The organism is Hafnia sp., assembly GCF_036648275.1.
Taxonomy (GTDB): Bacteria; Pseudomonadota; Gammaproteobacteria; order Enterobacterales; family Enterobacteriaceae; genus Hafnia; species Hafnia alvei.
The window spans coordinates 28948-54381 of record NZ_JAVXIQ010000025.1 but is presented as its reverse complement, the minus strand read 5'-3'; the positions used below and the strand labels follow the sequence as shown (position 1 = coordinate 54381).

Here is a 25434-nt window from a genome sequence, read left to right as displayed (position 1 = left end):
CCATCCGTTGTTGATGCTGCTTCCCTACGCAAAACTAGGTTTTCTTTTATACCGACGTTTGACAGAGGGTGTCGCATAGCAAGAATGGCTCATTTTAAAAAGTCGCAGGGGCGAAAAATGAGCAAAATTGGCTATATGAGGGTGTCAACAAATGACCAAAACGTCGATTTACAGCGAAATGCATTAGTTAGTGCAAATTGTGAGCATATTTTTGTAGATAAAATGAGCGGAACAAAGGCGGTTAGACCGGGATTAAAGAAATGCTTAAAACAGTTGAAAGCGGGTGATTGTCTTGTCGTTTGGAAACTAGATCGGCTGGGGCGGAGTGTAAAAAATTTAGTTGAGTTGATTTCGGAGCTGCGCGAGCGAGAAGTTCAGTTTTTAAGCCTCACGGACAGTATTGACACAGGAACCGCGATGGGGCGTTTTTTCTTTCATGTTATGAGTGCGCTTGCTGAAATGGAACGCGAGCTAATTGTGGAGCGCACTATAGCAGGGATTGAAGCTGCAAGAGCGGAGGGCAGGATTGGAGGACGGCGGCGAATAATGACGCCAGAAACAGTAGAGCGGGCTCGACGAATTTTAGCAAATGGGGCAACGCGCCAGCAAACAGCTGATGTACTGGGTGTTTGTGTCAAAACGATTTACAAGTACATTCCAGCCCAAAATGCAAAAAATTGAGCACAATAAAGCTATCAATACGGTATGTTTATGGAAGGCCAGCTTTAAAAAATTTAAAGCTGGCTTCATTGGTGAAGGTTACATGTGGATGTAATGTGGATGGAGTGTATTTAAATCCCTTTAAAAACAATGAATAAACCATATTGCCTGCCCCGGCATGCCGGGGTTTTTTGTTTGTGTATAAGAAAGATGACAGCCGTCACGAAAAACGGTACAACAATGTAATGATTTATTTGCAGTGATGGGATTCGCTGCATTAACTGAAAATTTGGAGTGAGTTTGATGCTGGATTCCCTGACTTTACAACCTATTGCGCGCTTTTCCGGTGAGATAAATTTACCTGGCTCTAAGAGCGTCTCTAACCGTGCATTATTGCTATCGGCTCTAGCAAGTGGAACGACATGTTTACATAATTTGCTTGATAGCGATGATGTTCGTCATATGCTAACTGCGTTAAAGCAACTGGGCATTCATTTCCAATTATCCGACGGGCATACCCGCTGCGAAATTACGGGCAACGCGGGTGCGCTAAAAGCGCATAGCGCGCTTGAACTATTTTTAGGTAACGCAGGTACGGCCATGCGCCCACTTGCTGCTGCGCTATGTTTGGGTGATGGGGATGTGATCCTCACCGGCGAACCGCGTATGAAAGAGCGCCCAATTGGGCATCTGGTTGATGCGTTACGTCAAGGTGGCGCCCAGATCGATTATCTGGAGCAAGAAAACTATCCGCCTCTGCGCCTACGCGGTGGATATACCGGCGGTGACATTGAGGTTGATGGTTCGGTTTCCAGCCAGTTTTTGACTGCGTTATTGATGATGGCACCGTTGGCCACGCAAAACACCGTTATCTCCATTAAGGGTGATTTGGTTTCGAAACCTTATATTGATATTACCTTGGCGTTGATGCGCAGTTTTGGCGTCAGTGTTGAGAACGATAACTATCAGGTCTTCCGTATTGCTGGTGGACAACACTATGTTTCACCAGGAGATTATCTCGTTGAAGGAGATGCGTCGTCTGCATCCTATTTCCTAGCCGCGGCTGCGATTAAAGGCGGCACGGTGCGTGTAACCGGAATTGGTAAAAACAGCGTGCAAGGTGATATTCGCTTTGCAGATGTGTTGGAAACGATGGGGGCAAAAATCACCTGGGGTGATGATTTTATCGAATGCTCGCGCGGTGACCTGCATGGCATTGATATGGATATGAACCATATTCCTGATGCGGCCATGACTATTGCCACCACTGCGCTGTTTGCCGATGCGCCAACCACTATCCGTAACATCTATAACTGGCGTGTAAAAGAGACCGACCGCTTATCCGCGATGGCCACTGAGTTGCGCAAAGTGGGGGCCGAAGTTGAAGAGGGCGATGATTTTATCCGCGTAGTACCTCCTGCACATCTGAAAGCCGCTGAGATTGGCACCTATAACGATCACCGTATGGCGATGTGCTTCTCGCTGGTCGCGTTGTCGGATACGCCGGTGACGATCCTCGATCCTAAATGTACGGCGAAAACTTTCCCAGACTATTTCCAGCAGTTTGCTCGGCTAAGCCAGTAGTCCAAATCCTAAAAAGGGTCTGTTCATTCAGACCCTCTCTTTTTTGTACTTTGTCACATAAAGCCCTCGCAACCGATTAACTAGGATTTTTCGCGTCTCATTGCATCGCTTTCGCCTAAACTATGGAACACATGTGTGTCTGTGGGTGCGAGTTTTTCCAGCAACCAGCACCGTTGAGGGTAACAGTGAGGCGTTGATCGGCGTATAATGCGCGCCGTTCGATGTGTGTGTCCTGCTATGGTGAATCTGCCAACAAACATATCGTTGCGCCATAGCAGAGCACACCCAAGTCTTCGTAGGCAAAGTCTATGCGGGCAGTTGTTTCCCCCAGAAAGGAGAGAAAAATGACGGCAATAGCTCCGGTAATTACCGTTGACGGGCCGAGTGGTGCGGGTAAAGGGACTTTGTGTAAAGCGTTGGCTGAATCTTTGGGTTGGTGTCTTTTAGACTCCGGCGCGATCTATCGCGTTCTTGCCCTGGCTGCGTTGCATCATCAAGTCGATATTACGTCTGAAGAGGCTCTGGTGCCATTGGCTGCACATCTTGACGTACGCTTCGTAGCGCAGGATGGACAGTTACAGGTCATCCTTGAAGGCGAAGATGTGAGTAATGAAATTCGCACTGAATCAGTGGGCAGTACGGCATCTCAGGCTGCTGCATTTCCGCGTGTAAGAGAAGCGTTGCTGCGTCGTCAGCGTGCGTTCCGGGAGTTCCCCGGTCTTATCGCCGACGGTCGTGATATGGGCACCGTGGTTTTCCCTGATGCGCCAGTTAAGATTTTTCTTGATGCGAGCTCTGAAGAGCGTGCTCGTCGACGCATGCTTCAGTTGCAGGAGAAGGGCTTTAGTGTTAACTTTGAACGCCTTTTGGACGAAATAAAAGAACGCGACTATCGCGATCGTAATCGTTCAGTGGCACCGCTTGTTCCTGCGCAGGACGCGCTGATGCTTGATTCAACCCAGATGTCTATCGAACAAGTGATTGAAAAAGCACTGGCTTATGCCAAGCAGACATTACAACTTTCTGCCGAGTAGGGCGGGAAGCAAAGCTTGCCGATAAGGATAAGCCGATAGCCATAATGTTAAACTACATTATGGCTATTGTTGTTATTGATAAATTTGTTCAGCTAATATTGCTGAACGATGTATAATATTACCCTCCCTGCCGCTATGGATTGTCGCGGGGCATGTTAAACAACCCCATCTAGCAGGATGCCTGATGGACGTTAAAATAAAGAACCCTGAAGATTATCAATATGACTGAATCTTTTGCTCAACTCTTTGAAGAATCCTTAAAAACAATCGAAACCCGCCCGGGTTCCATCGTTCGTGGCGTTGTTGTTGCTATCGACAAAGATATCGTACTGGTTGACGCCGGTCTGAAATCTGAGTCTGCCATTCCGGCAGAGCAGTTCAAAAACGCCCAGGGCGAGCTGGAAATCCAGGTTGGTGACGAAGTTGACGTTGCTCTGGATGCAGTAGAAGACGGCTTCGGTGAAACTCTGCTGTCCCGTGAAAAAGCTAAACGTCACGAAGCTTGGATCACGCTGGAAAAAGCTTACGAAGAAGCTGCGACCGTTACTGGTGTTATCAATGGCAAAGTCAAGGGTGGCTTCACTGTTGAGCTGAATGGTATTCGCGCGTTCCTGCCGGGTTCCCTGGTAGACGTTCGTCCGGTCCGCGACACACTGCACCTGGAAGGCAAAGAGCTTGAATTCAAAGTAATCAAGCTGGATCAGAAGCGTAACAACGTTGTTGTTTCCCGTCGTGCCGTTATCGAATCCGAAAACAGCGCAGAACGCGATCAGCTGCTGGAAAACCTGCAGGAAGGCATGGAAGTTAAAGGTATCGTTAAGAACCTCACTGACTACGGTGCATTCGTTGATCTGGGTGGCGTTGACGGCCTGCTGCACATCACCGACATGGCATGGAAACGCGTTAAGCATCCGAGCGAAATCGTAAACGTTGGCGACGAAATCACTGTTAAAGTGCTGAAGTTCGACCGCGAGCGTACTCGTGTATCTCTGGGCCTGAAACAGCTGGGCGAAGATCCATGGGTAGCTATCGCTAAGCGTTATCCGGAAGGTACCAAACTGACTGGTCGCGTGACCAACCTGACCGATTACGGCTGCTTCGTTGAAATCGAAGAAGGCGTTGAAGGCCTGGTTCACGTTTCCGAAATGGATTGGACCAACAAAAACATCCACCCGTCCAAAGTTGTTAACGTTGGCGATGTAGTGGAAGTTATGGTTCTGGATATCGACGAAGAACGTCGTCGTATCTCCCTGGGTCTGAAGCAGTGCAAAAACAACCCATGGCAGCAGTTCGCGGAAACCCACAACAAGGGTGACCGTGTTGAAGGTAAAATCAAGTCTATCACTGACTTCGGTATCTTCATTGGCCTGGACGGCGGCATCGACGGCCTGGTTCACCTGTCTGACATCTCCTGGAACGTTGCAGGCGAAGAAGCAGTTCGTGAATACAAAAAAGGCGACGAAATCGCAGCAGTTGTTCTGCAGGTTGACGCAGAACGTGAGCGTATCTCTCTGGGCGTTAAACAGCTCGCAGAAGATCCGTTCAACAACTGGGTTGCACTGAACAAGAAAGGCGCAATCGTAAACGGTAAAGTAACTGCAGTTGACGCTAAAGGCGCAACCGTAGAACTGGCTGACGGCGTTGAAGGTTACCTGCGCGCTTCTGAAGCTTCACGTGACCGCGTTGAAGATGCAACTCTGGTTCTGAGCGTAGGCGACGACGTTGAAGCTAAATTCACCGGCGTTGATCGTAAGAACCGTGCAATCAGCCTGTCTGTTCGTGCTAAAGACGAAGCTGATGAGAAAGATGCAATCGCAACTGTTAACAGCAACAAACAGGAAGATGCACCAAACTTCTCTAACGCTATGGCTGAAGCATTCAAAGCAGCTAAAGGCGAATAATGATGAGGGCGGTTTCGGCCGTCCTGTAACGGTAGTTAAGCTGCAAAGTGCGTTCCCCTATGAGGGGAAATAGCTTGGAGGAAATATGACCAAGTCCGAACTTATTGAAAGACTTGCTAGCCAGCAACCACACCTGCCTGCGAAGGCGGTTGAGGATGCAGTGAAAGAAATGCTTGAGCATATGGCAACAACGCTTGCTGACGGTGAACGCATTGAGATCCGTGGATTCGGCAGTTTTTCACTTCACTACCGTGCGCCTCGCGTCGGTCGTAATCCTAAAACTGGCGATAAAGTGGAACTGGAAGGTAAATACGTTCCCCATTTTAAACCTGGTAAAGAACTACGTGACCGGGCGAACATCTACGCTTAAGCAACTTGCTTAGAGTCTAAAACGGCACCTTCGGGTGCCGTTTTCATATCTAAAATTCATTCGTAAACCTCTGCACAATTAACGCTTTCTGACGAAAATTGCGATGCTATTCGCAATAAAAAGTTCAGCCAAACTCTGTTACTACGATTCCTTTCAATCTCTTATGCATTACTCAATGCAGGCCATTTTTACTTTCACTCACTTCAGCCAACATGCCGTATCTGCTTAATGAGAGGCATTACCGGTGAGAATGACATGGGATGAAAGTATTCATTGTGCTGCGCTAGGCTGCCTGCCGTTAATATTTTTTCCTAGCTTGCCCGCAAAATATTATGCCTATGGGGCCTTGCCTGTTGCGTTGCTGTTTTTTTGTATTTGTTCTGGGCGCTTTCGAAAAATTGCATTTGTAATACTGGGGCTGGCATGGGGGATCGCTTGCGCAGAGAACGTATTAGCACCTTTGGACTATGATATTTCTCGGCCTGTCAATTTGACGGGAAACGCTATAAGCGCAGCGCTTGGCGTTTTATCGCCACAGGACAAGGTAACGTTTCGCGTTTCTACGGTGAATGGCATAGATGTGAAAGAGAGGTTCGATATCACCTTATATTGGAACTCAGAACGCTATCCATTTTGCGCTGGGCAGCGGTGGGCGATAACCGTGCGCTTGCGGCCTGTTCATGGACGTCTCAACCAAGGCGGGTATGACGCACAACGAACATCAGTCGGGCATCATATTGTTTTGCAAGGCATGCCGACGGCTTACCAACGGCTGTCTATTGGGTGTGGTTGGCGACAACAAATTGTAAGCAGATCGGTAAAAGCGATACCGGATACATCTTCTAAGGCCATTATTGTCGCATTGGCGTTTGGTGAAAGAGCGCTACTTACGCGCGAGCAGAATTCACTTTTTCGCTTAAATGGTTTGTCTCATTTGCTCGCCATTTCTGGTTTACACATCGCTTTAGCGGCGATGCTGGGATGGTGTGTAGCTAGGGCGATACAGCTGTGTTTTCCTCTTCGCTGGATCAATCCCTATTTTCCAATGGCAATGATGATGGGCGTTGGCTGGGTTTATGTGTGGCTTGCAGGAGCAAATCCTCCGGCCATTCGCGTTGGCGTTGCGATGATGCTTATCTCTGGCTATGGCGTTTGGGGAAAGTTTATCCCGCCCAAAAAATATCTGCTGAATGTGGTCTGTCTCATGGTTGTTTGGGATCCGCTGGTATTGCTGTCTGACAGTTTTTGGCTATCTGTGATGGCAGTTTCCAGCCTTTTGTTTTGGTATTGGCTGGCGCCATTGCCCTCATCGTTACAAATGCAGAAACGATTCTTTTGGTTGAGGCTATTACATCTGCAGTTTGGCATCGCTTTGTGCTTGATGCCTGTACAAATTTATTTGTTTCATGGCGTCAGCGGGAGTGCGCTGTGGGCTAATTTTTTTGCCGTGCCCTTGGTCACTTATCTTGTTGTGCCGTTGATTTTAGTGGGTATAGGCTCCTGTTGGTGGAATGACCCGTTAGGCGCATGGCACGCGGCAGGGTATCTGCTATATGTGATGCAATGGGGATTAACGCATGTGCCTACGTTCTGGACAGATAGTAGCACCGGCGGGCTCTGGATAAGCCTGAGCTTCCTAACCCTGTTTGTTATGAATTTTTCTTTTTCTAAAGCAGGCTTGCCGCTTTGGTGTGCGATTCAAGCCGTGTCTTATCTTTGGATATTTGGTGCTAAAAAGAGTGATGATATTGAGCTGCGTGTTCATATGCTGGATGTGGGGCACGGACTGGCGGTGCTTATCGAACGTCGCGGTAATGCAATTTTGTATGATACGGGCAATAAATGGGATGGTGGAGATATTGCCACCAGTGAAATTATTCCTTACTTAAATTGGCATGGGCTGAATCTGGATGGCATGGTTATTAGCCATAGCGACTCAGACCATAGTGGTGGGCGATATTCTCTCAGTCATGCGTTTCCATTAGCTTGGGTTCGAAGCCCCGATCCTCGCGATTTCTCTTGCCACATTGGCAGTGATTGGGTCTGGCAAGGTGTACGTTTTACGGTGCTTTGGCCACCACGTCAGATTGCTGTCCCGAAAAATAATGATTCTTGTGTCGTCATGGTTGCATTGGGAGAGCGTAAAATGCTGCTTACTGGAGATATAGAAACGGAAGCTGAAACTCAATTGGTACAGCACTGGAGAAAGCAGCTTAAGGCAGATATCTTGCAGGTTCCACATCATGGCAGCAATACCTCGTCGAGTAGCCTACTTCTGCGCACGGTTGAGCCAAACGAGGCAATAAGTTCCTCGGCTCGATTTTCTCAGTGGCATTTTCCTTCACCCAAAGTGACTGCGCGTTATCGCGCACAAAATATTCATTGGCATGATACTGCACATGCTGGAGAGGTCATAATGACGGCAAAAACAGATAATTGGCGAATAAATGAACTAAAAACGCAATTAAATCCACGTTGGTATCACGGTTGGTTTGGCGTAAGGAGCCATAATGAGTAAAATGATCCGCTATTTCATCCTAAGCTGGTTAACTAAATGCTGAATGACAAAGATCTTTCGACCTGGCAAACATTTCGTCGCTTATGGCCATCGATCTCTCCTTTCAAGGCAGGCCTGATTGTTGCGTCAGTTGCCCTCGTAATTAACGCGGGTAGTGATGCCTACATGCTCTCCTTGTTAAAGCCATTATTGGATGATGGTTTTGGCAAGACAGGGTCCGATATTCTGAAATGGATGCCATTCGTCGTTATTGGATTGATGATCGTACGCGGGATTTCTGGTTTCATCTCTAGCTACTGCGTCTCTTGGGTGGCCGGCAAGGTGGTGATGAATATGCGTCGTCGCTTGTTCAGCCATATGATGGGGATGCCTGTTTCCTTCTTTGACCAGCAGTCGACGGGGACGCTGCTATCGCGAATCACCTATGACTCTGAGCAGGTTGCCTCTTCGTCATCGGATGCATTGATTACGGTTGTGCGTGAAGGCGCATCGATTATTGCATTGTTCTGTATGATGTTTTATTACAGCTGGCAGTTATCTCTGATTCTGATTGTTATTGCCCCTGTGGTTTCAATTGCGATTCGCATGGTGTCGAAGCGTTTTCGTAACATCAGTAAGAATATGCAAAACACGATGGGCACATTGACCACTAGCGCTGAACAGATGCTAAAGGGTCATAAAGAAGTGCTGATCTTTGGTGGTCAGGAAGTAGAGAGCAAGCGTTTTGACAAAACCAGTAACTGGATGCGTCAGCAGAATATGAAGATGGTCGCTGCGTCTTCTGTTTCAGACCCGGTTATTCAGTTGATTGCCTCTTTTGCCCTTGCTTTCGTGCTGTATGCAGCAAGCATTCCATCGGTGATGGAAACGCTATCGGCGGGTACTATTACCGTGGTGTTCTCTTCGATGATTGCATTAATGCGTCCACTGAAATCCCTGACGAACGTCAACGCTAAATTCCAACGCGGTATGGCGGCATGTCAAACGCTGTTTGCGATTTTGGATCTCGAACAGGAAAAAGATACCGGTAAGCTGGAAGTTAAGCGTGCTAAAGGTGATGTTGAGTTTCGTGATGTGACCTTCAGCTATAACAATAAAGGCGCCCCTGCGCTGAAAAACGTGAGCTTTAAAATTCCTGCGAATAAAACCGTGGCCTTAGTGGGGCGTTCAGGTTCCGGCAAATCAACGATTGCGAATCTGTTGACGCGTTTTTATGACATCCAAGAGGGCGAGATCCTGCTGGATGGGCATGACCTACGTGAATATACACTGAGTTCTCTACGTAATCAGGTAGGTTTGGTCTCGCAAAATGTTCATCTCTTCAACGATACTATTGCGAACAACATCGCCTATGCGCGTAATGAAGTTTATACCCGTGAACAAATTGAAGAAGCGGCTCGCATGGCATATGCGATGGACTTCATTGATAAAATGGACAACGGTTTAGATACCGTCATTGGCGAAAACGGCGTATTGCTGTCGGGTGGACAGCGCCAGCGTATCGCTATTGCCCGTGCGTTGCTGCGTGATAGTCCGGTTCTTATTTTGGATGAAGCTACATCCGCGCTAGATACCGAGTCTGAACGTGCGATTCAGTCCGCGCTAGATGAATTACAGAAAAACCGTACTTCGTTGGTTATTGCTCACCGTTTATCAACTATCGAAAAAGCCGATGAAATTATCGTGGTTGAAGATGGCTACATCGCTGAGCGTGGCGATCATGCAACGCTATTGGCGAAGAATGGGGCGTATGCTCAGCTGCATAGGTTGCAATTCGGGCAATGATTGAGCGCATCTGGTCTGGGCAATCGCCTTTATACCTGCTCCTGTTACCGCTCTCTTGGCTGTATGGCCTAGTGAGCGGTATCCGCCAATTTTTTTATCGCATGGGTTGGTTAAAAAGCTGGAAAGCGCCTTGCCCCGTGATTGTGGTCGGTAACTTAACTGCGGGTGGCAATGGTAAAACACCCGTGGTTATTTGGCTGGTTGAACAATTACAGACGCGTGGTTTTCGTGTGGGTGTAGTGTCGCGTGGCTATGGTGGGCGTTCGGATCATTACCCTCTATTATTGAATAGTGAAACGTCAACTGCGCAAGCGGGAGACGAACCCGTTCTCATTTATCAACGAACAGGGGCTTCAGTTGCCGTTGCGCCTAAGCGTAGCGATGCAGTAAAAGCTTTACTTCAGCATGCTCCAGTAGACGTCATCATCACCGATGACGGCCTACAGCATTACGCGCTTGCGCGTGATGTTGAACTGGTTGTCGTGGATGGCATTCGTCGTTTTGGCAATGGCTGGTGGTTACCTGCTGGCCCTATGCGGGAGCGAGCAGGGCGTTTACGTCGTGTTGATGCCGTTATCACTAATGGTGGAAAGGCAGCAACGGGTGAAATACCCATGACGCTGGCTGGACGTATTTTAGTGAATATACATACTGGTGAACGCTGTGCTGCCGATAGTTTAGCTCCGGCTGTTGCAATGGCGGGAATAGGGCATCCCCCTCGTTTTTTTGCCACGCTGAGTCAATTGGGTACGCAAGTAGTCAACACAGTCGCGTTTTCCGATCACAAAGAATATGATCTGAAGACATTAAGTACGTTGACACCGAAAGGGCAGCCGTTGTTAATGACTGAAAAAGACGCAGTAAAATGTCGTAAATTTGCTCAGCCTAATTGGTGGTATCTGCCCGTTAATGCAGAAATCCCGGCTGAACAAGGGAATGAATTGTTAGCAAAAATTACGAGTTTGATTAAAACTAATCGTTATTTTTCAAATGCTAATAAATAAATCTGCTGCTTTTATCTTCGAATGCATATAGTTTTACGTTTAAATACTTCCGCAGCGTCATTTTTTTTAAAAGAAAGGCTTGCTCATCAATCACCTTTATGAGTAAATGACTGCGGCCTGTGATATAGACCTATTTATGCACGACATGAGATAAAGCAGTTCCTCCTTAAGACGTTATCTTCCGATTCCGCTTGTTAGACGAACCACCTTCTTAGTGCCATCCATAAGTAATCTTTCTGAGCTCGGCCCCTACGCCTTAGGGCAAATTTTTTAAGTGATATCAGTTATAAAGGTAATACAAATGACTAAGAAGACCGGTCAGGTAAAATGGTTTAACGAAAGCAAAGGCTTCGGTTTCATCGAACAGCACGACGGCGGTAAAGATGTATTCGTACATTTCTCTGCTATCGCTAGCGAAGGTTTCAAAACTCTGGCCGAAGGCCAGCGTGTAGAATACACCATTCAGGACAGCCCGCGCGGGCCGGCTGCTGCGAATGTTGTTGCTCTGTAAGATTACAGAGAACTTGTTTTGATACTGAACTGATCGTTATCGCAGTAAGCTAGCCCCAAGGGTGTTAGCACGTTCTGCGGAGTCAGTAACAAGACCAGAAAGCCCGCCACTGGCGGGCTTTTGTTTTTAATAATCCGCTCGAAGAGGTTCTTAACGATAACTTGAATATGAGCTACACATCCTAATCTGAACTAGAATTTAGAGGGATGTAAATATAAGGTAAAAAAATATGACACTGAAAATGGGTCTCGTAAAATGGTACAGCCAGTCTGAAGGCTTCGGTATTATCTCTCCACTGGATGGTGGAAATGATATCTACGTTAATCGTTCAGGCATTGCTAATTCACGCAAAAAATTACTGACAGAAGGTCAGCGCGTTGAATTCTCAACTTACCTAGGTAGTCGCGGTCTCACCGCAGAAGACGTCATCGCCTACTGATGACATCGTATCAGCCAGCGTTATTCCCTACGCATCTTCACGCTGGCTGAACTGTTTTCCCTTCCTTGCTGCAACTCGATAAGCTTTGCGTATAATCATCTTTCCGGCTTTCTCATCATGAGGTTCGTCTGGCTACGATGGCTGAAATATCCCTACCTTTAAGTGCGCTTAGAAACCTGCATCTTCATGCTCAAGGTTTAGATAAACCGCGCAGAAAAAAAGCAACGCCCCTTGATGCGATCGCGTGCATACGTCAAATGAGTTTGCTGCAAATTGATACGATCAACGTTGTCGCTCGTAGTCCCTATCTGGTGTTGTTTTCGCGTCTGGGTTTGTATTCCGAGCAGTGGCTGGATGAGGCTTTACGCAACGGTGATATCTTTGAATATTGGGCGCATGAGGCATGCTTTATCCCAAAAGAGGATTATCGGCTAGTTCGCCCGCAGATGATGGCACCGGAAAATTTGGGATGGAAATATTCCCCAGAGTGGCATTTGAAGCATCAAGATGACATTAGCGAGCTTCTGGCACAGATCCGCCAGAATGGCCCTGTTAAAGCTACAGACTTTAATGCGAAGAATAAAAAGACCAGTGGGTGGTGGGAGTGGAAGCCAGAGAAACGACATCTGGAAACGCTGTTTTCCTGTGGCCAACTGATGGTGAAAGAGCGAGTTAATTTCCACCGCGTATACGATTTACCTGAACGCGTTATGCCAGAGTGGGATGACGATGTGCACGGTATTAGCTCTGTGCTTGCTCAGCAACAAATGATGGCAAATAGTGCACGTAGCTTAGGTGCATTTAAAGCGCAATGGCTTGCCGATTATTATCGCCTGAAGAAAATTGATATTAAAAAGACGATAAATAATCTGTTGGACAGCCAAGAGATAATCGCAGTGCGTGAACTGGAAACCCAAGAGTACTACTACATTCATCACAGCTTGGCGCATTTATTAGCAAAAGCACAAAACAATGAAATAAAGGCAACGCATACCACGTTGCTTTCTCCTTTTGATCCTGTTGTTTGGGATCGAAGGCGTGCATCTGAATTATTTGGTTTTGATTACCGCTTAGAATGTTATACCCCTGAAGCTAAAAGAACCTTTGGCTATTTTTCGCTACCGATACTTCAGCGTGGCGCTTTAGTTGGCCGGGTCGATGCCAAAATGCATCGCAAGGAAAAGGTGCTGGAACTTAAATCACTCCATCAAGAAAAAGAGGTACGGTTTACGGAGAAAAAGAGGGCTGAGCTGAAAGCTGCTATTACTCTTTTTGCGACTTGGCAGCAGGCGACTGAAGTTAAAATCCAGCATCAGCCAGATGATTGGCGCCATTATTGGAGTGATGGCTGGTTGTTGGATAGTGTATTACAACAGGCCTAAATACCAAAAAGGGCAATGGTTGTTTCCATTGCCCTTTAGCCAATCAGTTACTGTAATTGGCGAACATCGCGATGATTTTATGCAGCAGTTTCATATGTATCTTACTTTCTAGTTTTTGCAGGAAATTGTGATGTATATCACGTTTGATAATTTACTCCTCTGCAAAACCAACTGCAACATGTTTTGTTTAAGTGTGTTTGATGTTAATAAAAAGAAAAATCGGCGCTAGGCCGATTTTTAATGTGGCAAATCAAGACGATCTTTAGCTTTTCAGCGCGGCATGAATTGATTGGATGATTGGTTGATAACCCGTGCAGCGGCAAATATTGCCTTCAAGCGCATCCATGAGTTGCTCATCGCTGGGGTTGGGGTGTTTAGCCAGCAATGCCGATGTGCTGACAAGAACGCCAGGAGTACAGAAACCACACTGTACGCCGCCATGCTCAATAAATGCATTTTGAAGCTTTTGGGTCATAGGATCGTCACGCAATCCTTCGAGCGTGGTAATGTCAGCCCCGTCGCATTGCTCAGCTAAAACTAAACAAGAGCAAACGGCGTTTCCATCCATGATAACGGTGCAAGCGCCACACTCCCCGACGGCACATCCTTCCTTTGTTGCCGTTAAATTCAGTTTATCTCGCACGAAATCGAGCAGGCGCATTTGCCCTGTTACCTGTGCATCAATCAGCTTGCCGTTTACCTTCACTTTGATATTGCTCATCATCAACTCCTTATGCCAGCTCTGATTGATAGAGAGAATCGGTGGCTTCCACCATCATGTCGCGGAACATATTAATAAACACAGGTTGTTTATAGGCGGCTGACCAGCGCTTACCGATAGCGGCATAAATCAGCTTTTCTAACAGCTGGCTGGCGAGATCGATTGTTTCCTGTGTGAGCCGGTGACCCAGTAAACAGCGTTCAATATCGAGAAGCCGCTGAGGTTTGCTAAACAACGCGCCATCGACTAAACGGCAATAGTTCACTATTCCATCTGCGTCACAAGCAATTAGGCAGGTTAGGCTCTGACGCGTGATGTTCAGTGCATTTCTACGCCCCAACTGATGATAGAACGCGTGTGGCATTGGGTTTGGCGGCGGTGGCAATATGACCTTCGTCATCAGCTCATTAGGCTTACGCTGTGTTTTATATCCTGACTGTAGGAACTCACACAGCGGCATTCGGCGTGCACCATCAAGTGACTGCAGCTCAATTTGGGCATCATAGATAATTGATGGGGGCAGTGAGTCACCACAGGGCGCGGCGTTAACCATATTGCCGCCGATAGTGGCGCGGTTACGAATTTGGTTTGAACCAACCGTTTTGCATGCTTGTGCGAGCAGGGGATAGCGTTCTCGAATCAATTCGTGCTCGACGATACGGTTAAATGTCACCGCTGCACCAATGACGACAGCGCCGTTATCTTCGGTAATCTGCGTCAATTCAGGTATACGCGATATATCAATGAGGTTCATGGCCTTGGTCTGCAAACGCCCTTGAACGATGACATCGGTGCCGCCAGCAATAATGCTAACGTCATCCTGAGCCAGCAACGTTAGGGCTTCTGGCAGCGTTTTGGCTCGTGTAACTGTGACATCAGTTAAACGTAAAACCTGTTTTTTGTTATCGGTTTCAACCATTAACTCGCTTTGTCTGGCAGGTTTTTTGAGGTTATAACCTAAAATAACCTGCTCAAGGGTCAGCGGCAGTTTGTTGAAGCGCGCGTTCAAGGCAAAGCTAAGGGCGTTGTTAATTGCCGCTGCGGCTAATTCAGTGGCGGGTTCTCCGATGCCTTTAGCGCCGAGAGGGCCAGCTTGATCGGGGTTTTCTACGCCGATAATAGTAATTTCAGGGATATCTTTAATCGTTGGTAGTAGATAGGTATCGAAGTTTTCTGACTTTACCTGTCCGTTTTCAATGTTGAAATCTTCAAGCAGCGCATAGCCAAACCCTTGAGCTATTCCGCCGCTGACCTGCCCATTGAAACCCACTGGATTAATAATATGACCCACATCGTGTGCAGCGGTCACGTGGAGAAGATCCGTTTTCCCTGTGCTGGTGTTGACGCGCACCTCGGCAATTTGGCAGCCATAAACCCATGTGAAATAAGGGCTGCCGGTTCCTTTTTCCTCGTCCCAGTGAATTGGCGGTGGTACAAACCAGCCATATTCGGTCAGGCTCACGCTAGCCCATTTGGTTTTGTTGACGGCTGTTTTGAAATCTATCGTTTGTGATGGGTTATTTTTGTTGCTGATAAACCCGTTTTGCCACAGCGTATTATCTAATTCTTTCGTGCCGAGCACGTCGCACACAACGCCTAAAATGCGTTGCTTAATCTTAACCGCAGCGTCAAGGATCGCGCCGCCGCCGACGAGCGTTCCACGTGTTGCGGCGGTAGAACCGCCGTCACCAATCACGGAGGTTGGTGGTTCGCTAAACATTATTTCGGACAGTGGGATGCCGAAAGCTTCTGCGGCGATGAGCGACATGGTGGTCTGTAGCCCTTGGCCATTCTCAGATACGGAAGTCGCGATGTTTACGCTGCCGTCTTCGTTCACCTGCACCAGCGCGGTTGAAGTATCGACACCTTCGGCTCCAATAGAGCATCCGCGGTAGCTGAGGGCCAGTCCAATGCCATAGCGATAAACGCCGCCTTGTTGATTGAGCTGAGCATAATGCTGGCGCTTGCTATCAAATTCAGCAGAGGTGACCGCTTTGCTTAAAACCTCAAGGGCGGATACGGTATGCTTGTCAAAAACTTGTCCAGTGATCGACGCATCACCTTGTTTTAATGCGTTAATCTGGCGAATTTCGACGGGGGATATCTTTAAATACTCGGCGATTTCGTCCATTAATGATTCGTTGGCATATACCACCTGTGGTGAGCCAAAACCTCTCATGGCAGAGGTATAGCTGTTGTTGGTGTATACGCCCGTCACGTCGATGCGGATATTGGGGATACGGTAAGGCCCCGCAGCCTGAACTGAGCTTCGCCAGGTAACGAAAGGCGTTGAAGCCGCATACCCTCCGCTGTCGGCGAGGATGTCGACCTTCATGGCTAAGATCTGGCCTGAATCATCCAGTCCGACCTTATATTTCATTTTATAGGGATGGCGCTTACAGCTTTCTAAAATTGAGTGCTCGCGGGTATAACAAAATTTGACTGGCCTGCCGGTTAACGTTGTCAGTAGCGCAGAGCGGCAGGCAAGATGATCGATAATATCGTCTTTACCGCCGAATGAGCCGCCCATCACCGCGCGTTTAATATTGATATGCCCCTGTGGACAACCCATAAATCTTGCGACAAAGCTACGTACGCGGTGTGGGTTTTGGATTGAACCAGAGATAATCAAATGGCGTTCAGTGGGATCGAGCCAGGTGAGCACTACTTCAGGTTCAATGTAAGCATGCTCTTGAAAACCGACTTCATATTCGCGCTCGAGAATATGTGCGCTGGCTGAAAATCCGGCATCGATATCGCCTTTAATCGTGTGGTGATGTGCCGCAATATTATTCCCTCTTTCCGGATGAATAAGCCGCGCATCGGGTTCTAGCGCATGCTCAACGTCGGTAATGGGAGTATAAGGCGTATAAGAAATATGAATTTTATCTGCCGCCAGACAGGCGGCTTCATAAGTTTCTGCGGCGATAACCGCAATTACGTCACCGTGAAAAACAACTTCATCTTTAATAATAGGAAGATAGTCTTTTACCATGATGCCAACGACGGGCTCGCCGGGGATATCTTGATACGTTGCGATCTTGACGACGCCTGGAATCGCTAATGCTTCGCTAAGATCGAGTCTATCAATTTTACCTGCGGCAACATCGGCATAGCGGCACACGCCATACAACATTCCGGGTAAGGTTATGTCATTGCCGTAGACGGCTGTTCCAGTGACTTTTGCCAGTCCATCGACGCGACGGATTGATGATGAGGTGCTTGGCGCACTCATGGGTATCTCCTTACGTATTACGTAACGCTATTACGAACCAGGTTGTTATGGCTGGTCATCAGAGTTAACAGTGATTAAAAGTAATGAAAAGTGGCGAGTTTGAGGGGGGAATACTCGACGCTATCCATGGCTGATAGGATTAGATTCAACACTTGTGCCATAACGGAAAAACGGACCATCGGTGCGTTTAATATGTGATTTGTCTCGCATAACAGAGGCATGATAGCGGTGAGTTGGTATGGTTTTTGACCAGTTTGGAATTCTGTGTTTCTAGAGGGAAATGGCTGAAACCCAAACAAACGTCATAATGAGATGTTCTGTTATCAATCTGATAGATAGAGCGGCTCATTCAACGGTTTTTAACCGGATGGACATACAAGCCGTGATAATTTTGCTGTTGCGAGTTATCCTTACATCATGCTTTTTCGCTGATACAAGAACTCGTTTAGGAATAATCATGGATCATCGTTTACTCGAAATTATTGCTTGCCCCGTCTGTAATGGAAAACTTTACTTTAATAAAGAAAATCAGGAATTAGTGTGCAAAGCGGATCGCTTAGGTTATCCGTTACGTGACGGTATTCCGGTATTACTCGAGAATGAAGCTCGCCAACTTCCAGTGGATGAGAAATAATCTGATGAGTTTTATTGCTATTATTCCTGCTCGCTACTCGTCGACACGCCTACCTGGTAAGCCTTTAGCTGATATTGGCGGCAAACCGATGGTGGTGCATGTTATGGAAAGAGCGCTGGAGTCTGGTGCTGCACGCGTCATTGTGGCTACCGATCATGCTGATGTTAAACAAGCCGTGGAAGCGGCGGGTGGTGAAGTTTGCATGACGCGAGCCGATCATCATTCTGGCACCGAGCGTTTAGCTGAAGTGATTGAGAAGTGTGGCTTTGCAGACGATGAAATTATTGTCAACATTCAAGGCGATGAGCCGCTGATCCCGCCAGCCATTATCCGTCAGGTGGCGCAGAATTTGGCCGGTAGCGAAGCGGGTATGGCCACGTTGGCGGTACCGATTACGACTAGCGAAGAAGCGTTTAATCCAAATGCGGTAAAAGTTGTTTGTGATAAAAATGGCTATGCGCTCTATTTCTCACGCGCGACAATTCCTTGGGATCGCGATCGTTTTGCGGTATCTCGTGATGAAATAGGCAATGTTTTCCTGCGTCACATTGGCATTTACGCTTATCGTGCTGGTTTTATTCGCCGCTATGTTACTTGGGCACCTAGCGACCTTGAGCAGATTGAAATGCTTGAGCAGCTACGAGTGCTTTGGTACGGTGAAAAAATTCATGTGGATGTTGCGCAAACCGCGCCAAGCCCGGGCGTTGACACCATTGAAGATTTGGAAACCGTTCGCGCTATTTTTGCGGCGGCTCAATAGGCTGATTTATCGCCAGACATTTCGGTTTAAATTAAGAGCGTGCAAGTGCACGCTCTTTTGATCTAGTCGAATACAATACCTTGATAAATCCGCCATGATGGCTCTCTATCTGGTGAAAAAAGGTACCGTGCAATGCAGCAAAACCTGTATCACAACATGGATCATTTAAAAGCCGAACTTAGCGTTGTTCTTGGTGAGTCAATTGGCCGCTTAGAGCAGATCAGTGAACAGCCGTATGCCAGCCTTTTTGCCCTTTATAATCAGCAGGGCACGCCTTTACCTTTGGTGGCAAAAACTTTTTTATGCCAAGGAATTGCCCAACAGGAAGCTTACAAACTGTCGATGCTTGCACGACAGGGCGATATCCGTTTACCGACGGTTTATGGCGTTCTGACAACCCATCAGTCTCCATTCAAAGAAGTTCTATTGATTGAGCGATTGCGCGGTGTTTCGGTTGAAGCGCCAACACGAACGCCACAGCGCTGGTCGTGCTTAAAAGACCAAATCGCAGAAGGGATCCTTTCTTGGCACCGCATTGATAGCCACGGTTGTGTCGGTAACGTTGACAGCGTGCAGGAAAATCGCTGGCAGCATTGGTATGCACAGCGCTTGGAAGTTATCTGGGCCACACTTGGCAATATGCAAACGCCTGATTTAAGTATTGAAGCTCGCCGTATTTTGTTTCGTAGTAAAGAACAATTGCCTGAGCTGTTTGCGGGCTTCGACGATAGCTGCGTGCTGGTTCATGGCAACTTAACGCTAAGAAGCATGTTAAAAGATCCCAAGAGCGATCAACTGCTTGCCATGCTGAATCCCGGAATGATGCTCTGGGCACCGCGTGAGTATGATCTATTCCGTTTGAGCGAAGATGGGATGGCCACGGAGTTGCTTCACTCCTATTTGCAGAAAGCCCCCGTGAGCGATGATTTTATGATACGTCGCTGGCTGTATGTGCTTTGGGAGTCAATTGGCCGCTATTTACATACTGGCGTGGTAGATCGTCCGGTCGTTGAGCGTGCGGCCCAGCAACTGCTCCCTTGGTTGGGTTAACTCTGGACTGAATTTGAGTATCAGAACCAGCAAGCCATATTGGGTTGCTGGTTAATTATCAATCACTATGAGAGGTGATAATCTGATAATGATACAAACTGCTACCACTTTGATATTTTCGGTGATCCAATAAACTCCCTGTTTCATTCCTCGACGATGCTTTCGCCCGCTAATTTCGCTGAAATATAACGTCTTATTAAGTATCAAATGTGATACCGCCCGCAATTATTTCGTTTATCTCCCTATTTTGCCTCCAATAAATAAAAGTTCGCATGCTCTGTGCATAGTTGGCATGTGCGCAAATAACTGATGTGTTCTATCAACTCTAAAAACTATTTGCGCTGACGAAAACGCTGTACATCCGTAAATAGGGGAGCAAGGGCTCTCGAATCGTAGCTGGTTAACCCACCATTTAGCCGAGCCGTAAGGAGTGATGTGTCCATGAGCGTCATAAATCCGCACCTAAAAATAGAACACAGTAAAAGTATACCGTTAGACGATGCCGTCGAGCGCAGGCTACCGATTGCACAGCTATTCACGTTAGGGTTACAGCATGTTCTTGTTATGTATGCTGGTGCCGTTGCCGTGCCTCTGGTTATCGGAGGCAGCTTAGGTTTACCCAAAGACCAAATCGCTTTTTTAATTAGCTCAGACCTTTTCTGTTGTGGCGTAGTAACGCTGTTACAGTGTTTGGGGATTGGTCGTTTCGCCGGTATCCGGCTTCCCGTTATTATGTCTGTCACATTTGCTGCGGTAACGCCAATGCTAGCGATTGGCGCAGACCCTAATATCGGGCTGACGGGGATATTCGGTGCCACAATAGCGTCTGGTATTATTGCAACATTACTCGTTCCCGTCATCGGGCGGCTTATGCCGCTGTTTCCGACGGTGGTTACCGGCGTGGTTATCACCTCTATCGGCATTAGCATTATGCAGGTGGGTATTGATTGGGCCGCGGGTGGAAAAGGGAATCCTGATTACGGCAGCCCAATATATATTGGAACTTCGCTATTAGTGCTGGTTTTTATTCTGCTAGTCACTCGTTTTGCCAAAGGTTTCCTGTCTAATATTTCCGTGCTGCTCGGTATTCTTTTTGGTTTTGCCATTGCTTATTCTATGGGAAAAGTAAATTTCGCGGGTTTAGATAACGCTGCATGGTTTGCTCCGATAAAGCCATTTGCATTTGGTATGCCTACGTTTGAACCTATCAGTATTCTTACGCTCACTATTATTATGTTGATCACCTTCATTGAATCGATGGGGATGTTTCTCGCCCTTGGCGATATTGTAGGAAGGCCAACTAAGCAAGCCGATATTATTCGTGGTTTACGGGTTGATGGAATTGGCACCGTTATTGGTGGGCTGTTTAATAGTTTTCCACATACTTCTTTTTCACAAAACGTGGGTTTGGTCAGCGTAACCGGTATTTCCAGCCGTTGGGTTTGTGTTATGTCGGGCGGAATTTTAATTCTGTTCGGTTTGATCCCTAAGATGGCGCTTATCGTTGCTTCTATTCCGCAGTTTGTGTTGGGCGGTGCCGGTATTGTGATGTTTGGAATGGTTCTAGCAACGGGGATTCGTATTCTTTCACGCGCTAACTACAGCACCAATCGCTACAACCTTTACATCGTCGCCATCAGTATTGGTATTGGCATGATACCTACGGTGTCACATGATTTTTTTAGCCAGTTGCCAGCAGCAATTCAGCCGTTGCTTCATAGCGGTATTTTATTAGCTACCGTGTGTGCGGTAAGTCTTAATCTCTATTTCAATGGTTATCATCCCGATAAAGCGTTAGAGAACGATAACGGTGAAAATGAAATTGTAGAGGAAGTTGCCGAATAAACAGCTGAATCAATAAATTTAACGGGGATGTAGATCGTGGAGAGGGGCCATTTTCTACATACCATCAAATGAAATATATAAATAATACTCGCAGATAGAGGGAGTTATTGTGAAAGCGATTAATCATATAGAAAATTATTTACAGGAGAGTCAAACCTCCCCTCAAAAAAAAGCAGATGTCGATCCTGTCGATGAAATATTGCCGCTTGGACAAATGTTAGTTTACGGTTTTCAGCACGTATTGGTGATGTATGCCGGTGCCATTGCCGTTCCTTTAATTATTGGTAAAGCCGTTGGGTTTACGCCCGAGCAAATTATATTTTTAATCAGTACCGATCTCTTTATATGTGGCTGCGGCACGATCCTACAGTCAATCGGCTTATTTAATATTATTGGCAGCAAACTGCCGATTGTTCAGGGATGCACTTTTGCTGCGCTTATTCCGATGACGCTTATCGGCCAGCAGTATGGTATCGGGGGGATCTCGGGCGCCGTTATTGTCGCCGGGATGTTTACGCTACTGTGCGCTCCCTTCGTGTGTAAGCTTGTCCGCTTTTTCCCTAAAGCCGTTATGGGCACGATAGTGACGCTCATTGGCCTGTCGATCCTACCGGTGGCGGGAGGATGGATCGGTGGTGGAGATTTGGACGCTGTGAGTTTTGGCAGCTACGGTTCGCTGTTGATGGCCTTATTCACGCTGGGCGTCGTGATGCTAATTTACACCTTTGGTAAGGGGATGCTGAAGAATGTGGCCGTGCTGGTGGGAATCATCATTGGCACGTTGGGATATTACTTCATGGGGAAACTCGATCTTTCCCAAGTGGCATCGACCAGTTGGATGACCTTCCCTTATCCGATGCGTTTTGCAGTTCCTGAATTTCATCTTTTCCCCGCGGTGTTGATGTGTATGGTGATGGTGGTTGTGATGGTAGAAACCATGTCATCGATGATGGCTATGGGGGAAATCGTTGACCGTCCCGCCGACCAAAAAACATTGAAGCGCGGCCTTTATGCCTGCGGTTCAGCAACGCTGTTTGGCGGTTTTTTCAATATGTTCCCCTATGCGGCCTTTGCCCAAAACGTAGGACTCGTCAGCATGACCGGTGTCCGTAGCCGTTTCATTGTTGGAGTGGCTGGCTGCATTCTTATCACCCTTGGTCTGTTTCCTAAACTCGCGGCTTTTGTGGTCGCTGTGCCAAAGCCAGTGCTTGGCGGTGCGGGGATCGTCATGTTTGGCATGGTTGCCGTTTCAGGAATTCGAACGCTAGGACAGGTTGATTATCGCAATAACAATAATGGGATGGTGGTAGCGTTAACGCTCGGCCTTGGCATGTTACCGGTGATGGTGCCGCAGTTATTTCAACAAATGCCACAGGCCGCAGAGATGTTCTTACACAGCGGGATTACCATTGGTACCGTTGTGGCAATAGGCGCTAATTTGATCCTGAATGGCCGCGATAGACAAGCAAAAATCCCTGGGTGCAAAGAGTGCGAGCTGCAAGAGGTCAATGAAAACAGTACGGCCGCTCGAGAGGTCTTTAGCACGACGCGCGAATATATCGCTATGCGGAGGAAGAGACAAAATGCACAAAAGAACGCTGCTCTTTAAGAACGCGGAATTACTCGTCACGATGGATGACGAACGACGAGAAATTAGAGGTGGTTGCCTGCTGGTGGAGGGAAATCGCATCGTTGCCGTTGGTGGTGACGAGCTTTGTGCTGCACCGGCAGATGAAGAAATAGACCTGCGTGGACATATCGTTATTCCAGGACTGATCAACACACATCACCATATGTTTCAGTCTTTGACGCGCGTGATACCTGAAGCGCAGGACGGTGAGCTTTTTGACTGGCTAAATAATCTCTATCCCATTTGGGTTGGACTTACCCCAGAGATGATCCGAGTTTCGACTCAAACCGCGATGGCAGAACTGATGCTTTCGGGGTGTACCACTTCCAGCGATCATCTCTACGTTTATCCAAACGGTTGTCGTTTAGACGACAGCATCGATGGCGCTCGCGAAATAGGTATGCGTTTCCATGCTTGCCGAGGAAGTATGAGCGTAGGGCGCAGCAAGGGAGGGTTACCGCCCGATGAGTTGGTCGAAAATGAGCAGGCTATTTTAGAAGATTCGTTGCGCTTAATTTATAGCTATCACGATGCCCAGCGCTATAGCATGTTGCGTATCGCATTGGCTCCTTGTTCGCCTTTCTCCGTTAGCCGCGAGTTAATGGTGAAAACCGCGCAGATGGCGCGTGAACATGGTGTGTCACTTCATACCCATCTAGCAGAAAATGACAGCGATGTGAGCTACAGCCAGACGCATTTTGGCATGACGCCAGCGCAGTACGCCGAAGATTTAGGATGGGTTGGAACCGACGTTTGGCATGCACACTGCGTCAAACTGGATCGCGCAGGTATTTCGTTGTTTGCTAGAACTGGCACCGGTGTGGCGCACTGCCCATGTTCAAATATGAGGTTGGCGTCTGGTATAGCGCCGATTCGGACAATGCTTGATGAAGGTGTTTCTGTTGGCCTTGGCGTTGATGGTTCAGCATCTAACGATGCAGGAAACATGATTGCAGAAGCGCGGCAGGCGCTGCTATTGCAGCGGGTTGGCTTCGGCCCTGATGCGATGACGGCAAGACAGGCTTTAGAAATTGCGACGCGCGGTGGAGCGAAAGTACTCAACCGCGACGATATTGGCTATTTAGCCACGGGTATGGCGGCCGATTTTGTTGCGTTTGATCTCAATACGTTGAATCTTGCGGGGGCTAAACACGATCAGCTGGCGGCGTTAGTTTTCTGTACACCAGGGAACGTGGCTTTCAGCGTGATTAATGGGCAAGTTGTCATCCGTGAAGGGACATTGCAGACCATTGACTTACCTTCGGTCGTGCAACATCACAATCGTTTAGCATGCTTATTAGTGAATAGGCATCGGCTGTAATTGCTATCACCTTTAGCGGCGTCTTTGTCGAAGCCAAGCATGGCAAAGACAATAGACGCCGACGGGGATAAGTAAAAGAGCAACTGCCGCTGTGATCAGCGCCATCACGGTGTTTAGCCCTGTCGTCCATCCGAGGACAAATCCCACAGCGCTGATAGCATTAAGCGGATTAAAGCTGACCGGCATATTTTCAGCTTTAGAAAGCAAGTCGAGTAAAACCACCTGCATTTCAAATACGATAATCGCCGTAAAAAGGCTGATCAGTCGAAGTCTCATTTTTCACCCTTTGTCGTGATGATTGCCTGCCACCAACTCCCCAACGTCTCATACCATGCCCGTTCGCTATGGCCAAGATAAAGCGATGAAGGTAACCAGCGTTCCCAAGGATTTAACGGTGACGAAATAGCTAATTGATTGGCTGGAACCGGGATCGGATTAAGCCCCTCGGCCTTAAAGAAGCGTAGTGCACGCGCCAAATGGTTTGCCGACGTGACCAGCAATATTTTCTGCTTGTCGGTAATCTTTGCCACCTCTTTTGCCTCTTGCTGTGTATCGCGCGGTTTATCAAGCACAATAATTTTATCAGCAGGAACGCCTAAACTTTCGGCTACGTTGGCGGCAACGCGCGCGCTGCTCACCGGATTGCCAATGGCTGTTGCGCCGGTGAAAATAATTTTGGCATTGGGATTCATTCCAAGCTGGCGGATCCCTTCGGTGACGCGCGGCAAACTGTTGCTGATCAGGTTCGAGCTGGGTGCCCAATCAGGGTTAAAAGTATAACCGCCACCGAGTACCACGATGTAATCTGCGTTGCTAGTTTGGTTTAATGTAGGATAGCCGTTTTCAAGCGGAGCCAATAATCGATCGGCGACAGGTTGCAGACTTAGCAGCAAGATCCCAAGCCAACCGAGTGAAATACAGATTTTTCCTAGTCGTGACCAGCGCGTCCAGCAGATAAAAATCAGGCCTACCGCGACGATCAGCAGCAACAGTGGCAGGGGCAAAAGTAGCCCGCCGATAAACTTTTTTAGCGTAAACAGCATGAATCAG

The 25434-nt window shown here is 47.6% G+C and carries 21 protein-coding genes; 17 read left to right on the top strand and 4 right to left on the bottom strand.

All coding sequences use genetic code 11. The features are described from left to right. Nucleotides 1-117 precede the first annotated feature (117 nt). The 11 genes from RSC70_RS17430 (at nt 118) to RSC70_RS17380 (ending at nt 13188) form a co-directional block, all read left to right on the top strand. Nucleotides 118-681, top strand: coding sequence for a recombinase family protein (locus tag RSC70_RS17430; protein ID WP_193065807.1), 564 nt, complete (start codon nt 118-120; stop codon nt 679-681). A gap of 282 nt (nt 682-963) precedes the next feature. Continuing rightward, nucleotides 964-2244, top strand: a complete 1281-nt coding sequence (gene aroA, locus RSC70_RS17425; RefSeq protein WP_332543086.1) for a 3-phosphoshikimate 1-carboxyvinyltransferase — start codon at nt 964-966, stop codon at nt 2242-2244. 344 nt (nt 2245-2588) lie between these two features. Further along, nucleotides 2589-3278, top strand: coding sequence for a (d)CMP kinase (cmk, locus tag RSC70_RS17420; RefSeq protein WP_025800967.1), 690 nt, complete (start codon nt 2589-2591; stop codon nt 3276-3278). A gap of 221 nt (nt 3279-3499) precedes the next feature. Continuing rightward, nucleotides 3500-5179, top strand: coding sequence for a 30S ribosomal protein S1 (gene rpsA / locus RSC70_RS17415; protein WP_332543085.1), 1680 nt, complete (start codon nt 3500-3502; stop codon nt 5177-5179). Nucleotides 5180-5264: 85 nt separating this feature from the next. Then, a complete protein-coding gene (ihfB, locus tag RSC70_RS17410) occupies nt 5265-5549 on the top strand; it encodes an integration host factor subunit beta (RefSeq protein ID WP_004095742.1) in 285 nt (94 codons plus the stop codon). 250 nt (nt 5550-5799) lie between these two features. Continuing rightward, nucleotides 5800-8067 carry a DNA internalization-related competence protein ComEC/Rec2 gene (locus RSC70_RS17405; RefSeq protein WP_332543084.1) on the top strand — a complete coding sequence of 756 codons (2268 nt, stop codon included), beginning with the start codon at nt 5800-5802 and terminating at the stop codon, nt 8065-8067. 36 nt (nt 8068-8103) lie between these two features. After that, on the top strand, nt 8104-9852 hold the full coding sequence (gene msbA, locus RSC70_RS17400; protein ID WP_040045906.1) for a lipid A ABC transporter ATP-binding protein/permease MsbA: 1749 nt from the start codon (nt 8104-8106) through the stop codon (nt 9850-9852). Then, nucleotides 9849-10856 (top strand): tetraacyldisaccharide 4'-kinase, encoded by a 1008-nt coding sequence (lpxK, locus tag RSC70_RS17395; protein ID WP_332543083.1) that lies wholly within the window; start codon nt 9849-9851, stop codon nt 10854-10856. The genes msbA and lpxK overlap by 4 nt, the downstream gene beginning before the upstream one ends. A gap of 301 nt (nt 10857-11157) precedes the next feature. Continuing rightward, nucleotides 11158-11367 (top strand): transcription antiterminator/RNA stability regulator CspE, encoded by a 210-nt coding sequence (gene cspE / locus RSC70_RS17390; protein ID WP_004095733.1) that lies wholly within the window; start codon nt 11158-11160, stop codon nt 11365-11367. 229 nt (nt 11368-11596) lie between these two features. Next, the gene (locus RSC70_RS17385) at nt 11597-11806 is read left to right on the top strand and encodes a cold-shock protein (protein WP_004095731.1); all 210 of its coding nucleotides are present in this window, start codon (nt 11597-11599) and stop codon (nt 11804-11806) included. A gap of 137 nt (nt 11807-11943) precedes the next feature. Continuing rightward, on the top strand, nt 11944-13188 hold the full coding sequence (locus RSC70_RS17380; protein WP_282814868.1) for a winged helix-turn-helix domain-containing protein: 1245 nt from the start codon (nt 11944-11946) through the stop codon (nt 13186-13188). Between the two features lie 262 nt (nt 13189-13450). On the opposite strand, the gene RSC70_RS17375 is transcribed toward RSC70_RS17380, so the two are convergent. After that, nucleotides 13451-13909 carry a (2Fe-2S)-binding protein gene (locus tag RSC70_RS17375; protein WP_040045909.1) on the bottom strand — a complete coding sequence of 153 codons (459 nt, stop codon included), beginning with the start codon at nt 13907-13909 and terminating at the stop codon, nt 13451-13453. A 10-nt stretch (nt 13910-13919) separates the two neighbouring features. Continuing rightward, on the bottom strand, nt 13920-17144 hold the full coding sequence (locus RSC70_RS17370) for a molybdopterin cofactor-binding domain-containing protein (RefSeq protein ID WP_282814867.1): 3225 nt from the start codon (nt 17142-17144) through the stop codon (nt 13920-13922). A 457-nt stretch (nt 17145-17601) separates the two neighbouring features. Here RSC70_RS17370 and RSC70_RS17365 point away from each other — a divergent pair, with 457 nt between their 5' ends. From RSC70_RS17365 to RSC70_RS17340, 6 genes are all read left to right on the top strand, one after another. Then, a complete protein-coding gene (locus RSC70_RS17365; protein WP_071842620.1) occupies nt 17602-17778 on the top strand; it encodes a Trm112 family protein in 177 nt (58 codons plus the stop codon). A gap of 4 nt (nt 17779-17782) precedes the next feature. Beyond that, nucleotides 17783-18538, top strand: coding sequence for a 3-deoxy-manno-octulosonate cytidylyltransferase (kdsB, locus tag RSC70_RS17360; protein ID WP_040045911.1), 756 nt, complete (start codon nt 17783-17785; stop codon nt 18536-18538). 156 nt (nt 18539-18694) lie between these two features. Continuing rightward, nucleotides 18695-19588 carry a YcbJ family phosphotransferase gene (locus RSC70_RS17355; protein ID WP_040046052.1) on the top strand — a complete coding sequence of 298 codons (894 nt, stop codon included), beginning with the start codon at nt 18695-18697 and terminating at the stop codon, nt 19586-19588. 441 nt (nt 19589-20029) lie between these two features. Continuing rightward, nucleotides 20030-21433, top strand: coding sequence for a nucleobase:cation symporter-2 family protein (locus tag RSC70_RS17350; protein WP_052439924.1), 1404 nt, complete (start codon nt 20030-20032; stop codon nt 21431-21433). Nucleotides 21434-21560: 127 nt separating this feature from the next. Beyond that, the gene (locus RSC70_RS17345) at nt 21561-23042 is read left to right on the top strand and encodes a uracil-xanthine permease family protein (protein ID WP_181875419.1); all 1482 of its coding nucleotides are present in this window, start codon (nt 21561-21563) and stop codon (nt 23040-23042) included. Continuing rightward, nucleotides 23017-24384, top strand: a complete 1368-nt coding sequence (locus tag RSC70_RS17340; protein ID WP_332543081.1) for an 8-oxoguanine deaminase — start codon at nt 23017-23019, stop codon at nt 24382-24384. Before RSC70_RS17345 ends, RSC70_RS17340 begins: the two co-directional genes overlap by 26 nt. A 12-nt stretch (nt 24385-24396) precedes the next feature. Here RSC70_RS17340 and RSC70_RS17335 read toward each other — a convergent pair whose 3' ends face one another. Further along, nucleotides 24397-24660 (bottom strand): hypothetical protein, encoded by a 264-nt coding sequence (locus tag RSC70_RS17335; protein WP_025800980.1) that lies wholly within the window; start codon nt 24658-24660, stop codon nt 24397-24399. Beyond that, a complete protein-coding gene (elyC, locus tag RSC70_RS17330) occupies nt 24657-25427 on the bottom strand; it encodes an envelope biogenesis factor ElyC (protein ID WP_130997768.1) in 771 nt (256 codons plus the stop codon). The genes RSC70_RS17335 and elyC overlap by 4 nt, the downstream gene beginning before the upstream one ends. Nucleotides 25428-25434 lie beyond the last annotated feature (7 nt).

Excerpts from the sequence above, each read along its gene's own strand:
- lpxK (WP_332543083.1), top strand. The coding sequence starts at position 9,849 with ATGATTGAGCGCATCTGGTCTGGGCAATCGCCTTTATACCTGCTCCTG.
- RSC70_RS17335 (WP_025800980.1), bottom strand. The coding sequence starts at position 24,660 with ATGAGACTTCGACTGATCAGCCTTTTTACGGCGATTATCGTATTTGAA.
- RSC70_RS17350 (WP_052439924.1), top strand. The coding sequence starts at position 20,030 with ATGAGCGTCATAAATCCGCACCTAAAAATAGAACACAGTAAAAGTATA.
- RSC70_RS17405 (WP_332543084.1), top strand. The coding sequence starts at position 5,800 with ATGACATGGGATGAAAGTATTCATTGTGCTGCGCTAGGCTGCCTGCCG.
- aroA (WP_332543086.1), top strand. The coding sequence starts at position 964 with ATGCTGGATTCCCTGACTTTACAACCTATTGCGCGCTTTTCCGGTGAG.
- RSC70_RS17375 (WP_040045909.1), bottom strand. The coding sequence starts at position 13,909 with ATGAGCAATATCAAAGTGAAGGTAAACGGCAAGCTGATTGATGCACAG.
- msbA (WP_040045906.1), top strand. The coding sequence starts at position 8,104 with ATGCTGAATGACAAAGATCTTTCGACCTGGCAAACATTTCGTCGCTTA.
- RSC70_RS17370 (WP_282814867.1), bottom strand. The coding sequence starts at position 17,144 with ATGAGTGCGCCAAGCACCTCATCATCAATCCGTCGCGTCGATGGACTG.
- RSC70_RS17355 (WP_040046052.1), top strand. The coding sequence starts at position 18,695 with ATGGATCATTTAAAAGCCGAACTTAGCGTTGTTCTTGGTGAGTCAATT.
- RSC70_RS17385 (WP_004095731.1), top strand. The coding sequence starts at position 11,597 with ATGACACTGAAAATGGGTCTCGTAAAATGGTACAGCCAGTCTGAAGGC.
- RSC70_RS17340 (WP_332543081.1), top strand. The coding sequence starts at position 23,017 with ATGCACAAAAGAACGCTGCTCTTTAAGAACGCGGAATTACTCGTCACG.
- cspE (WP_004095733.1), top strand. The coding sequence starts at position 11,158 with ATGACTAAGAAGACCGGTCAGGTAAAATGGTTTAACGAAAGCAAAGGC.
- kdsB (WP_040045911.1), top strand. The coding sequence starts at position 17,783 with ATGAGTTTTATTGCTATTATTCCTGCTCGCTACTCGTCGACACGCCTA.
- cmk (WP_025800967.1), top strand. The coding sequence starts at position 2,589 with ATGACGGCAATAGCTCCGGTAATTACCGTTGACGGGCCGAGTGGTGCG.
- RSC70_RS17430 (WP_193065807.1), top strand. The coding sequence starts at position 118 with ATGAGCAAAATTGGCTATATGAGGGTGTCAACAAATGACCAAAACGTC.
- RSC70_RS17380 (WP_282814868.1), top strand. The coding sequence starts at position 11,944 with ATGGCTGAAATATCCCTACCTTTAAGTGCGCTTAGAAACCTGCATCTT.
- RSC70_RS17365 (WP_071842620.1), top strand. The coding sequence starts at position 17,602 with ATGGATCATCGTTTACTCGAAATTATTGCTTGCCCCGTCTGTAATGGA.
- rpsA (WP_332543085.1), top strand. The coding sequence starts at position 3,500 with ATGACTGAATCTTTTGCTCAACTCTTTGAAGAATCCTTAAAAACAATC.
- elyC (WP_130997768.1), bottom strand. The coding sequence starts at position 25,427 with ATGCTGTTTACGCTAAAAAAGTTTATCGGCGGGCTACTTTTGCCCCTG.
- ihfB (WP_004095742.1), top strand. The coding sequence starts at position 5,265 with ATGACCAAGTCCGAACTTATTGAAAGACTTGCTAGCCAGCAACCACAC.